Origin of the sequence: Rhizobium sp. SU303, assembly GCF_021052345.1 — a bacterium.
Classification (GTDB): Bacteria; Pseudomonadota; Alphaproteobacteria; order Rhizobiales; family Rhizobiaceae; genus Rhizobium; species Rhizobium laguerreae.
Genome location: NZ_CP088096.1, coordinates 723,115 through 735,208 on the forward strand (window position 1 = coordinate 723,115; position 12,094 = coordinate 735,208).

13 protein-coding genes are annotated in these 12,094 nt (G+C 61.2%); 4 read left to right on the forward strand and 9 right to left on the reverse strand.

Features of this window, described 5'->3' with window-relative positions; genetic code table 11:
• Nucleotides 1–76: 76 nt before the first annotated feature.
• From RlegSU303_RS28000 to RlegSU303_RS28030, 7 genes are all read right to left on the reverse strand, one after another.
• A complete protein-coding gene (locus RlegSU303_RS28000) occupies nucleotides 77–1,153 on the reverse strand; it encodes an ABC transporter ATP-binding protein (protein ID WP_094088285.1) in 1,077 nt (358 codons plus the stop codon).
• Complete coding sequence (locus RlegSU303_RS28005) at nucleotides 1,153–2,262, reverse strand: ABC transporter ATP-binding protein (RefSeq protein ID WP_131643301.1); 1,110 nt, start codon at nucleotides 2,260–2,262, stop codon at nucleotides 1,153–1,155. The genes RlegSU303_RS28000 and RlegSU303_RS28005 overlap by 1 nt, the downstream gene beginning before the upstream one ends.
• Nucleotides 2,259–2,462, reverse strand: a complete 204-nt coding sequence (locus tag RlegSU303_RS28010; protein WP_131627590.1) for a hypothetical protein — start codon at nucleotides 2,460–2,462, stop codon at nucleotides 2,259–2,261. The genes RlegSU303_RS28005 and RlegSU303_RS28010 overlap by 4 nt, the downstream gene beginning before the upstream one ends.
• On the reverse strand, nucleotides 2,459–3,418 hold the full coding sequence (locus RlegSU303_RS28015) for a carbohydrate ABC transporter permease (protein ID WP_017956808.1): 960 nt from the start codon (nucleotides 3,416–3,418) through the stop codon (nucleotides 2,459–2,461). The genes RlegSU303_RS28010 and RlegSU303_RS28015 overlap by 4 nt, the downstream gene beginning before the upstream one ends.
• 1 nt (nucleotide 3,419) lies before the next feature.
• The gene (locus RlegSU303_RS28020) at nucleotides 3,420–4,325 is read right to left on the reverse strand and encodes a carbohydrate ABC transporter permease (RefSeq protein ID WP_017956807.1); all 906 of its coding nucleotides are present in this window, start codon (nucleotides 4,323–4,325) and stop codon (nucleotides 3,420–3,422) included.
• A 157-nt stretch (nucleotides 4,326–4,482) separates the two neighbouring features.
• Nucleotides 4,483–5,793 carry an ABC transporter substrate-binding protein gene (locus RlegSU303_RS28025; protein WP_017956805.1) on the reverse strand — a complete coding sequence of 437 codons (1,311 nt, stop codon included), beginning with the start codon at nucleotides 5,791–5,793 and terminating at the stop codon, nucleotides 4,483–4,485.
• Between the two features lie 356 nt (nucleotides 5,794–6,149).
• On the reverse strand, nucleotides 6,150–6,788 hold the full coding sequence (locus RlegSU303_RS28030) for a TetR/AcrR family transcriptional regulator (RefSeq protein ID WP_017956804.1): 639 nt from the start codon (nucleotides 6,786–6,788) through the stop codon (nucleotides 6,150–6,152).
• A 99-nt stretch (nucleotides 6,789–6,887) separates the two neighbouring features.
• Between RlegSU303_RS28030 and RlegSU303_RS28035 the strand changes: the two genes are divergently transcribed.
• Genes RlegSU303_RS28035 through RlegSU303_RS28050 form a run of 4 tightly spaced genes read left to right on the forward strand, consistent with a single transcriptional unit; the run spans nucleotide 6,888 to nucleotide 10,601 of the window.
• A complete protein-coding gene (locus RlegSU303_RS28035; protein WP_017956803.1) occupies nucleotides 6,888–8,084 on the forward strand; it encodes a Tm-1-like ATP-binding domain-containing protein in 1,197 nt (398 codons plus the stop codon).
• An 11-nt stretch (nucleotides 8,085–8,095) separates the two neighbouring features.
• Nucleotides 8,096–8,938, forward strand: coding sequence for a phosphoenolpyruvate hydrolase family protein (locus RlegSU303_RS28040; RefSeq protein ID WP_094088281.1), 843 nt, complete (start codon nucleotides 8,096–8,098; stop codon nucleotides 8,936–8,938).
• 26 nt (nucleotides 8,939–8,964) lie between these two features.
• Nucleotides 8,965–9,378, forward strand: coding sequence for a cupin domain-containing protein (locus RlegSU303_RS28045; RefSeq protein WP_094088280.1), 414 nt, complete (start codon nucleotides 8,965–8,967; stop codon nucleotides 9,376–9,378).
• Between the two features lie 32 nt (nucleotides 9,379–9,410).
• Nucleotides 9,411–10,601, forward strand: a complete 1,191-nt coding sequence (locus RlegSU303_RS28050) for a M24 family metallopeptidase (protein ID WP_131719012.1) — start codon at nucleotides 9,411–9,413, stop codon at nucleotides 10,599–10,601.
• Between the two features lie 73 nt (nucleotides 10,602–10,674).
• Here the strand turns inward: RlegSU303_RS28050 and RlegSU303_RS28055 are convergent, their stop codons facing one another.
• Together RlegSU303_RS28055 and RlegSU303_RS28060 are read right to left on the reverse strand one after the other, a co-directional pair.
• Nucleotides 10,675–11,268, reverse strand: a complete 594-nt coding sequence (locus RlegSU303_RS28055; protein ID WP_131719011.1) for a DJ-1/PfpI family protein — start codon at nucleotides 11,266–11,268, stop codon at nucleotides 10,675–10,677.
• Between the two features lie 55 nt (nucleotides 11,269–11,323).
• Nucleotides 11,324–12,022, reverse strand: a complete 699-nt coding sequence (locus tag RlegSU303_RS28060; RefSeq protein ID WP_131719010.1) for a GntR family transcriptional regulator — start codon at nucleotides 12,020–12,022, stop codon at nucleotides 11,324–11,326.
• Between the last annotated feature and the right edge of the window lie 72 nt (nucleotides 12,023–12,094).

Sequence of the window (12,094 nt, forward strand, 5' to 3'; positions counted from 1 at the left end):
CCCGGTCGCGGCAACTCGAAACGCGGGCATGCTCTGCCGTGCCCCGATACCGCCGGCATCTTTCGGACCGATCAGGTCAGCCCGCGTGCCGCAGGCTGACACCGCTTCCGGCGTCAAACAGCACGACCTTTTCCGGATTCCACGAAAAGCGAACCTCATCCTCGATCCGAAGCGCCGTCTGTGTCGGCACGGTCGCGTGGATGAACTTCTCGCCGGTGCGCAGCGTCACGATCTTTTCGACACCATGGTTTTCCACGTCGTGGACCCGTGCTTCGCCGGGCGCGCCACTGTCGAGAAAAATGTCCTCGGGACGGATGCCGAAGGTGAGCGGGCGACCGTCTGTCGCGATCCCGTGTCCGTTGCCGAGGGGCAGCCGATAGCCCTCGCTGGCCACTGCCTCGCCGCCGGCAAGCGTGCCGGCGATCAGGTTCATCGGCGGCGAACCGACCGCGCGCGCGACGAAGGTGTTGACCGGGTTTTGGTAGATCTCCTGCGGCGTACCCGTCTGCACCAGTTGACCATTGTTCAGGACACCGATCTTGTCGCCCATCGACATGGCCTCTATCTGGTCGTGAGTGACGAAGAGGAAGGTCGCGCCGAGGTTCATCTGCAGGTTTTTAAGCTCGGTGCGAAGTGCTTCGCGAAGCTTCGCGTCGAGCGCCGAAAGCGGTTCGTCCATCAAGAAGACACGCGGTTTGCGCACGATGGCCCGGCCGATCGATACGCGCTGCATCTCGCCTCCCGACAGCCGGTCCGTCTTGCGGTCGAGCAGATGCTCGATGCGCAGTGTCTTCGCAACGCGGTCGACGCGCTCCTTGATTTCTCCGGGTTCAACGCGACGGATACGGGACTTCAGTGGAAATTCCAGGTTCTCCCGCACCGTATAGCGCGGGTAGAGCGAATATTGCTGGAGCACCAGGGCTACGTCGCGCTCGGCGGCACCCCAATCGGCGACGTCCTGTCCATCGATGAAGATCTGGCCTGCGGTCGGCTTCTCGAGACCGGCGATCAGGCGCAGCGTCGTCGTCTTGCCGGCGCCGGTCTGCCCGAGCAGCACGAAGAACTCGCCGTCAGCAATGTCGATGTTCAAGTTTTTCAGCGCCGTGTGGTTGCCGAAGGTCTTGGTGATGCCCTTGAGTTCGATGTGCGCCATCAGAGTCTGATCCCCAGCGACGAGCCGGTCGCGGTGTTGAAGAAATGTGCCTGGGCGGGGTCGATGCGTGCCCAGACGGCTTCGCCGGGACCGGGCACGAAACCACTCTTGGTGCGTGCCCTGATCATCTGGTGACCGACCTTCAGGTCCACGATGTCGTGCGAGCCGAGAGGCTCGATGATATGCGCTTCGACCGGCATGAAGCCCTCGCGAGCCTCCCGTGAAACAAGCACGCCCTCAGGCCGGACCCCGAGTGTCAGCTTGCCGTTCTCGGCCCTTGCGTCGGAGAGGCGATCAGCCAGCACGGCGGGGAACTCAAAGCCCGTCGTCCCGTCGCCGACCTGCACGCTGGTATGGCTGCCCGTTGCGCTGATGATCGCCGGCGCCATGTTCATGACCGGGCTTCCGACGAACTGGGCGACGAACGTGTTTGCGGGTTGCGCGTAAACCTCTTCCGGCGTGCCGACCTGCTGGAGGATGCCCTCGTGCATGATGACGATGCGGTCGGCGAGCGACATGGCCTCCACCTGGTCATGCGTCACGTAGATGGTGGTTGAACCCTGCTTGATATGCAAACGCTTGATTTCCGCCCGCATCTCTTCGCGCAGCTTCGCGTCGAGCGCACCGATCGGCTCGTCCATCAGCATGGCCTTTGGCCGTCGCACCAGCGCCCGGCCGATCGCGACCCGCTGCATGTCGCCGCCTGACAGCGCCGAGGGCTTGCGGGCCAGCAGACTGGTGATGCGCAGCACACCGGCGATCTCGCGGACCGACGCATCGACATCGGCACGGCTCATCCGGGTCGCGCGGAGCGGGAAGGCGATGTTCTCGTAGACCGTCATGTGCGGATAGAGCGAGAAGGATTGGAATACCATGGCGATATCCCTGTCGGATGCCTTGATGTGCTGCACCGGTTGCCCGTCGATCAGAATGTTGCCTTCATCGATCGTCTCCAGCCCCGCGACGGCGCGCAATGTCGTCGTCTTTCCACAGCCCGATTGTCCAAGCAGCACGATGAATTCATTGTCGGCGATGGCGAGATTAAGGTCTTTGATGACCTGGACGGCACCGAAATATTTCTGAATCCCGCGAAGTTCGATCTGCGTCATGAATGGTTGCCTTCGTCTGGTTGCGCGTCCCGGGGGATTTTGGTCGCCACCATGAAGGCGATCAGTCCGACGAGCGTCATCGTCATGCCGTAGCGGTGCAGAAACAGGTTCCAGGGCTGGCAGAGCGCGATGATGCCGAGGATCATCAGATACTGCGAACCGGGTTCGAGATATTTCTGGTTGAAGGCGCGAAAGGTCATTTGCGGATCGCTCCGAAGCTCATGCCGCGCAGGAGATGGTTCCTGAGCAGGAAGGTGAAGATGGCGACCGGTAGCAGGAACAGGAACGTGCCGGCGGCAATCACCGTCCAATCCGGCAGGCCGGAGCCGACCTGGCTCGGAATGAAGGGTGGAGCCGTTTGCGCGCGCCGGTTCGTCATGATCAGCGCAAATGCATATTCATTCCAGGCCGTGATGAAGCAGAAGACCGCGGTTGCGGCGATGCCGGTGGCCGCTTCCGGGATGACGATCTTGAAAAAGGCCTCCATCCGCGTGTATCCGTCGACGAGCGCGGCCTCCTCGTATTCCTTCGGGATCTCGTCGATGAAGCCCTTCATCAGCCAAACGGAGAAGGAAAGGTTGAAGGCAGTGTAGAGTATGATGAGGCCCCAATGCGTGTCGTTGAGGCCGACGACGCGGTACATGAGGAACATCGGGATTGCCACGACGACGGGCGGCAGCATGCGCGTCGACAGGATGAAGAAGAGAAGGTCTGCCTCCCCCTTCACTTTGAAGCGCGAGAAACCGTAGGCTGTGAATGTCCCCATGCCGACAGCCAGCACCGTGGACGTGATGGCGACGATCAGCGAGTTCATGAAGCGGTTCGGATAGCCGGAGGGCTGCACCTCGCCGCGCCCGGAGCGAACGATCTTCTCGCCGCCGTCGAACACCATCCGCTCCCACCAGGGGGCGGCGGCATATTCTTCAGGGGTAGGCGCCCCGCGCAGTTGCGAGCGCTTCGTGAAGAGCTTCACGAAGGGCGAGAGTTCCGGCTCGAAGAGCACCGTCGGCGGAATGGTGGTAGCGAGATTGCGCGGCTTGAAGGCCGTCGAGGTGATCCAGTAGATCGGCGCCAGGAAGATCAACGTGATGATCAATACGGCGGCGATCGCCACCCGGTTCAGCGCGCGTTCGGAGCGGGTTTGGACGGCAGCCATCTCAGCGCTCCTTCACTTTGTTGAGGTACTTGACGTAGATGTTGGTGATCGCAAGAACCATGATGAGCACGATGTAGGCGAGTGCGCAGGAACGCCCCGTCTGCCATTCCTGGAAGGCCATCTTGTAGAGCCGGATGGAAATCACCTCGGTCGTCGGTTGGCTGGTCAGGATGTAGGCGAGATCGAAGGTCTTGAAGGCCTCCATCGTACGGAAGATGATTGCGATCATCAGGATCGGCGCCACCAGCGGCAGCGTGATGCGGAAGAAGGTATAGAACGGTCCCGCCCGGTCGATCGCCGCTGCCTCGTAGAGATGTTTTGGCACAGCCGAAAGGCCGGCAAGCGACAGCAGCATCACGAAGGGCGACCACATCCAGATGTCCGTGATTGCGACCGCATAGAGCGCCATGTCCGGATTCGACAGCCACTCAAAGGAGCCGAGGCCGAGCGCGTAGTTGATGATGCCGAAGGACGGGTCGTAGAGCAGCTTCCAGAAGAGGCCGACCACGGCCATCGACAGCATCATCGGCAGCAGCAGCAGCGTCGTCAGTAGACCCTTCAGCGGAATGTCACGGTTGAGCAGCATCGCGGTGCCGAAGCCGACGATCACCTGCCCCGTCACAGAGACGATCACATATTTCGCGGTGATGGCGAAATTCGACCAGATGAAAGGATCGTTCAGCAATTCGCGGTAGTTCTGCAGGCCGACGAAGTTGGCCGGCGCGTTCGTCGAGGCGCGAAAATCCGTGAACGAATAGCCGAGCGAATAGATCAGCGGAAAGATGTTGAAGATGATCAGAAACAGGATCGTCGGGATAATGAAGAGATTGCGAATGCGGATGTCGCTCATGCCGCGGGATGCGGCACGCGATTTCGTGTCCAGCGATGTCATGACTGCGGTTGCCAATCCTCTCCTCCTCCGAGAGTCGGCGCCGGATGCCGGAAAAGGCATCACGATGCGCGAAGTGAATTCCGGGCGCCGCGCCCTCTCGAACCGCGCCTTTGGGCGCGAGATGCAGAATGCAAACGGAGGGGCGACGGAGCCCCTCCGCTGATCGCGTTTGCTATTTATTGCGTCCGTATTTCTTGAACGTCGCGTTCCAGTCCGCTGCCAGGGAGTCGAGCACTTCCTTCGCCGTGCCTTGGCCGGCGGTGACGAAGGGGTAGATGCGCTGGTTCATCTGGATCAGCAGTTCGGCATATTCAGGCGTCGCCCAGAAGTCCTTCACCTTGAACATGGTCTCGTAGAAGGCCTTGTTATAGGGTGTCGCGTTCTGAAATTCCGGCGATTCAAGCACCTTGGCGCTTGCCGTGTAGCCGCCGAGTTCAGCCCAGCGCTTCTGGGTCTCGTCCTTGATGAACCATTCGAGGAATTTCATCGCCTCTTCCTGGTTTTTTGAGTAGGAGATGACCGATATGCCTTGGCCGCCGAGCGCTGCGAATTGTTCGCCGTTCGGCCCCGCCGGATTGGCAAAGAAGCCGGTAACCTTGGCGTTCGGGTTGGACGCCTCGTTCACCAGGGCCGGGAAGAAGGCGAAGTAGTTCATGCTCATCGCCGCCAGGTTCTCGGTGATCGCCTGGTTGTTCTCGACGAAGAAGGACTTGGCCCAGCCCGGAGGCGTAAAGCCGTAGAGCTCGCGATACAATTCGAGCGCCTTGACGTTCTTCTCGGAATTGATGATCCCGTCGACCTTGTAGCTCTGGTAGTCGCCGAGTTCGCCTCCAAAGGAGAAGATCGCGTTCTCGACACCCATGACGAGACCGTCATAAGAATTGTCGGTGTAGATGGCGATTCCGTAGCGCTTCTGGTCGGGACGGTGGAAGAACTCGGCGATGTCGCGCATCTCGGCCCATGTCTTCGGCGGGGCGAGGTCGTAACCGTATTTGGCCTTGAACGCCTCCATCTCTTTGGGATCTTCGAACCAGTCCTTGCGGTAGGACCAGCCGACGGCGTCGCCTTCGGCCGGAACTGACCAATACTTTTTCGAGTTCGACGGATATTCGGCGTAGTATTTCACCGTTGCCGGAGCCATCACCTGGGTCAGATTGTGCTTGGTGAAGAAGTCGGTCAGATCGACGTAATGGCCAGCTTCTGACGCCGCCCCGATCCACTGACTGTCGCCGACGACCATGTCATAGGCTGAGCCCTTGGCGTTGAACTCGGTGAAGGCCTTGGTCTGGAAGTCGGCCCATGGTGTGGTCTCGACCGTGACCTTGACGCCGGTTTCAGCCTCGTATTCGTTCGCCAGTTCCTGAAGGTAATTTGCCGGGTCCCACTCGGCCCAGAAAATCGTCAGTTCCTGGGCCTGTGCGGATGTTCCGCAGGCCCACATCAATCCGACACCGGCAAAGAGACCGGCCATAGTTTTGCGCATAACATTTCCTCCCATTTATGCACGCTTCCCGCGTCATCGCGGGCCTCCCGATCTGGCTTCCCGATCCTCCTGGGTGATTTTCGTGCTGGGGTCCTCCCCGACCCTGGCGCGTTTCAGATCTCAAGCCTGAATGTTATTTCCCTGATCTGGTAGTACCAAACTCCATTATCGTCAAGAGTGAGCCTCGGAGAGCATTAGCAAAGGTTCGTCATCCCGACTTCTGGATATCTTCCTACAATTGCGGCTCCGCTCATGCAGTCTTGTCAGGCGACCTCACGTTCCTCCTGGCCAATCCCCGACCACATTTGCTTCATCTGGTCCAACCAATTGTTGGATTAATTTGAAGGTTCCCCACGTCATGTTTCGCTCTGCGCCTGCCGTAACGCCGTATCAACAAGCGCCTTGGCGGCCCACTCGGCAACAGACTGCGCGCTTTCGGAGGTCAGGCCCCAGATATCCTTCAACACGATCAGCACCTCGACGCCGAAGACAAGCGAAAGCGCCTGCGCAAGGCGTTCCCGGGATTCGGGCGGCACGGTGCCCTGCAGAGGGGCCGTCACGCACTTGAGCAGGTCGACCCGGTGGCCGCGCGTGAACAGCGGCTCGTTGCCGAGCGTGCCGGCCTGGCGCTGCGCCCACTGGTCCAGCGAAAGTTTCAGCGCCGCCTTGAAGGTGGCTTCGAACTCATCGATGCGCGGCATTGCGGTCGCCAAGAGATCGGCAACGCGGGTGCGTGCATCCGGACTGTCCGACGACCAGCTGAGTATCGGCCCCAGAGCCTCATCCACCACGGCATGCACGAGCGCGGCCTGACTCGGAAAGTAACGGTAGGCCGTCGCGCGCGAGACTTCGGCAGCCTCGGCGACTTCACTTACCGACGGAGTGATGCCGGACTGCATGAGCCGCGTTGCCGTTTCGAGCATCAGTTTTCGCGTACGGGCACGCGGGCCTCGCTCGGTCCCGGTTGTTTCGTTCTGTTGACGTGAGACATCCATATCTTTATGATACGCGCGTCTCACAAATTTGCAAGGGCCCATCGCTTTGCCCGGGCGTGGGATATGCTGGGAGAAAACCCAACCGGTCTCGGAGGGGAAATGAAGCAGATCTACGTGGTCGGCACGGCCGACACGAAGGGCGAGGAGCTTGCTTATCTGGCCGCTTGCATCGAAGCGGCGGGCGGGGCTGTCGTCCGTGTCGACGTCGGCATCCGCGAGCCTCAAACCTCCGTCGATGTGAGGGCCGACGCAGTGGCGGCGTGCCATCCGGACGGGGCTGGAGCCGTTCTTGCCAGCGACGACCGCGGAACGGCGGTCGAGGCGATGGGCATTGCCTTCGCGCGCTTCCTCGTGGAGCGCCAGGACATCGCTGGCGTCATCGGTATCGGTGGAGGCGGGGGCACTTCGATCATTACCGCAGGCATGCGCCAATTGCCGCTCGGTCTGCCAAAGATCATGGTCTCGACGCTCGCATCCGGCGATGTGGCTCCCTTTGTCGATGTCTCAGACATCGTAATGATGCCCTCGATCACGGACATGGCGGGCCTGAACCGGCTGAGCCGCGTCATCCTTCACAACGCCGCCCAGGCGATCACCGCCATGGCCCGCCGGCCGGCTGAGGTGACTGCATCCAAACCAGCCCTCGGGCTTACCATGTTCGGCGTTACGACACCTGCCGTATCCGCCATGGTCGAGCGCCTCCGAGCGGACTATGACTGCCTGGTCTTCCACGCGACAGGCACGGGCGGGCGGGCGATGGAGAAGCTTGCCGACAGCGAGCTCATCTCTGGCATGCTCGACATCACGACGACCGAGGTCTGCGACCTGCTGTTCGGCGGCGTCTTGCCCGCCACCTCGGACCGTTTCGGCGCCATTGCTCGCAAAGGCCTGCCCTATGTCGGCTCGGTCGGTGCGCTCGATATGGTGAACTTCTGGGCGCCGGAGACCGTCCCGGAGCGTTATGCCGGCCGGCTGTTTTACCGGCACAACCCGAACGTCACCTTAATGCGCACGACGTCGGCCGAATGCGCGCAGATCGGCCGCTGGATCGGCGATAAGCTCAATCTCTGCCACGGCCCCGTACGCCTCCTCATTCCCGAAAAGGGCGTTTCGGCCCTCGACATCGAAGACGGTCCGTTCTTCGATCCGCAAGCCGACGCCGCGCTTTTCGCCGCGCTCGAGGCGACGGTGAAGCCGACGGCGTCACGGCGTATCATCCGCCTGCCACTCCATATCAACGATCCAGATTTCGCCGAGGCCGCCGTCGCGGCCTATCGTGACATCGCCAACCCCTGAGAGACAAATCGATGCCAGTCATACCGCGCAGCACCATCCTCGAAAAATTTCACGGCATGATCGCAGCCGGCGTGCCGATCGTCGGGGGCGGTGCCGGCACCGGCATCTCCGCCAAGGCTGAGGAGGCAGGCGGTATCGACCTCATCATTATCTACAATTCCGGGCGATACCGCATGGCGGGCCGCGGTTCGGCGGCCGGACTGCTCGCCTATGGCAATGCCAACGAGATCGTCAAGGACATGGCGCTTGAAGTGTTGCCGGTCGTGAAAAAGACGCCGGTGCTTGCTGGCGTCAATGGCACGGACCCCTTCGTGCTGATGCCGCGCTTCCTCGCCGACCTCAAGGCAATGGGCTTTTCCGGCGTACAGAACTTCCCCACAATAGGCCTCTTCGATGGGCGGATGCGGCAGAGTTTCGAGGAAACGGGCATGAGCTACAATCTGGAGGTCGACATGATCGCCACCGCCCACGGGCTCGACCTGCTGACGACGCCCTATGTGTTCAACGAAAGCGAGGCTATCGCCATGACGACCGCTGGCGCCGACATCGTCGTGGCGCATATGGGGGTGACGACCGGCGGCACGATCGGCGCCACATCCGGCAAGTCCCTCGATGACTGCGTCGAGGAGATCGCCGCGATCGCCAAGGCGGCACGTTCCGTGCGTGACGACGTCATCGTGCTCTGCCACGGCGGCCCGATCTCCATGCCGGAGGATGCGCGCTACATTCTCGAGCGTTGCCCTGGCTGCAACGGCTTTTATGGCGCAAGCTCGATGGAGCGCCTGCCGGCAGAGGCGGCAATCCGGAAGCAGACGGAAGATTTCAAGGCGCTCGCCATCGGCGCGGTCGTCTGAGGATGGGCATGGGAGGAGGCCGTTTCATGGTAAAGAACAAGTACTTTGTCTATCCTGAGGATGTGAGCGCCTTCGGTTTCGACTGGGGCAAGCTGTCGCTGACTGTGGCGCCCGAGATCAACGGTGCCAGCCGCTTTTCCGGCGGCGTCGTCGAGCTGCCAAGCGGCGAGGGCCATTCCCGCCACAATCACCCTGGCGCGGAGGAAATCATTTTTGTGATTTCCGGCGAGGGCGAGCAGATGGTCGAGGACGAGAATGGTAATCCGATGACGCAGAAGGTCGCCAGCGGCTGCACGATCTATATTCCGGAAAGTCGCTTTCATTCGACGAAGAACACTGGCGGCGGGAAGATGCTCCTTTTCGTGATCTACTCACCGGCCGGCCCCGAGCTTGCGCTTCGCGATTTGCCGGACTTCCGCCTGCTGCCGCCGGGCTTCTGAGACGGCGCATCCATTTTCTGGGAGGAAAGACAATGAACGACAATCCAGGGCAAACAAGGCAGGCCGCCGTGACGCCGTTCGATACGGCCAAGCTCGACCGTCTCATGGAGGAAGCCGGTATCGACGTCATCGTCGCCACCTCCAAACACAACACCCAATATCTCATGGGCGGCTATAAGTTCATCTTCTTCGCCGCCATGGATGCGATCGGGCATAGCCGGTACCTGCCGATGGTGATTTATGAGAAAGGCGCGCCTGATCACTCCGCCTATGTGGGTAACCGCATGGAGGGCGCAGAGCACCAGAACAATCCATTCTGGACGCCTGCCGTGCATACGGCGAGCTGGGGTACGCAGGATGCCGCAGGGCTCGCCGTCGAGCACCTGAAGAAAATAGGCAAGGCCGGTGGGCGCATCGGCATCGAGCCAGCCTTCCTGCCATCCGACGCCCGCGACCTGCTTGCCTCTCGGCTGGATGGCGCTCGATTTGTCGATGCCACGCATGTGTTGGAGCGGCTGAGGGCGGTCAAGACGCCGGATGAACTGGCAAAGCTGAGACGCGCTTCCGAACTGATCACCGACTCTATGCTGGCGACGATCGCGGCGGCCCGCGCCGGCTCGACGAAGATGGAGATCATCGAGCAACTGCGCCGGGAGGAAACGAACCGCGGCCTGCACTTCGAATATTGCCTGCTGACGCTCGGCTCCAGCCACAATCGCGCGGGCTCGCCGCAGGCCTGGGCCGAGGGCGAGATCCTGTCGATCGATTCCGGCGGAAACTATCACGGATATATCGGTGACCTCTGCCGCATGGGTGTGCTCGGCGAGCCGGATGCGGAGCTGGAGGACCTTCTGGCCGAAGTCGAATCCATCCAGCAAGCGGCCTTCGCCCAGGTCAGGGCAGGGGCTGCGGGCAAGGAGATGATCGTGGCAGCGGAGGCCGAGCTCAAGGCCTCGCCGTCGGCGGCCTTCACCGACTTTTTCTGCCATGGCATGGGCCTCATCGCCCACGAAGCGCCATTCCTCATGACGAACCACCCCGTCACCTATGATGGCATCGATGCCGACAAACCGCTGGAGGCCGGGAGCGTGATCTCGGTCGAGACGACGATGCTTCACCCGAAGCGCGGATTCATCAAGCTGGAGGATACGCTTGCCATCACCGATGGCGGCTATGAAATGTTCGGCGACCGTGGCCGCGGCTGGAACCGCGGCGGAGCGTGATTGCAGGCCCATTGCAAAAAAAAGGCCCGGCAGATGTCACCTGCCGGGCCTTTCGTTGCTTGGTGCCGTCGTCTCAGCTGTGGTGGATCTCCGTTCCCAACACCTTCAGGCATTCGCGGATAAAGGCGGCGAGCGCCGTCCAGCCCTTGGCCGAAACCATCGTGCCATCGACATAGGCTTCGGTTGGCGACAGGTCGATATAGGTTCCGCCCGCCAGGGTGACCTCCGGTTCGCATGCCCCAAGTGCACCAACCTTCTTGCCGCGAACGACACCGTCGACCGCGATCAGAATCTGGACCCCGTGGCAGATGGTGAAGATAGGCTTCTTCTGCTCGTGGAAATGACGCACCATCGCCTGCACCCGCTTGTCGGTGCGGATATATTCCGGTCCACGCCCGCCGGCGCAGTAGACGGCGTGATACTGATCGAGCTGGTTCTCGGCCTCGGAAAACGTCTTGTTGATAGTGACGTTGTGCCCGAGTTTTTCGGTGTAGGTCTGGTCTCCCTCGAAATCGTGCAGCGACGTCCTGAGGATGTCGCCGGCCTTCTTATCCGGGCACACGATATGCACCGTGTGGCCGACCGCCTCCATCGCCTGCTGAAAGACGAAGATTTCGTACTCCTCGGTGAAATCGCCGGTGAGCATCAGGATTTTCTTGCCTGGCATGGGTTCTCCTCCTCATTGTCAGATCGGGCAGGCACGACCTTGCCTGCTGGGTTGCTCAGATTTCGTCGAAGGCCGGCAACAGCCGGTCGCGCGAATGTTCGATATGGATGCGCATTGCGTTCGCAGCCGCGCCGGGGTCGCGCGCCGCGAAGGCATCAAGCAGCGTCTGATGCTCGGCGAGGGCCTCCTCGGTGACACGGCGATGAAACATCAGGCGGAAGATATGGAAATGCGTGTGCTGGAATGTCAGCATCTCGCGGATCAACTCGTTGCCGGCAAATTCCATGATGCGGTCATGGAAAATGGCATCCTTGCGGGCGAAGGCCGAATAGTTCGCTCGTTCGTCCCTGTTGTCGCTGCGTGTCATCACTCCTGCGGCCTCCGTCAGGATGGCCAGCTTTTCGTCGTTCATCGCCTCGGCTGCCTTCGCAGCGCCGGCAGGTTCCAGCAGCAGGCGCAGTTCATAGAGTTCGTCGAAGCGGTGGCGCGTGATTTGCGGCGCGGCACGATAGCCGACCAGATGCTGCTTGACGACGAGGCCTTCGCCTTCAAGCCGGCCGAGGGCTTCGCGGATAGGGGTGTGTGAGACGTTGAATTCCCTGACCAGGTTGTCGACCGTGATGCGCGTCCCCGGCGCGATCTTCAGCGACATGAGCTGGTTGAAGATTGCCTCGTAGACGTCGCCCGCCAGGCTGTTGGCGCGCGGTATCTGGGTTGTGCCCGTCGAGGGTTCCTTCGGTCTCGTCGAAATCATCTGCTGCCTTGCCTCTTGACAGGTTCAATCGCTAGCACGATGCTGCGGCCAAGACAATCCTATATCCTATAC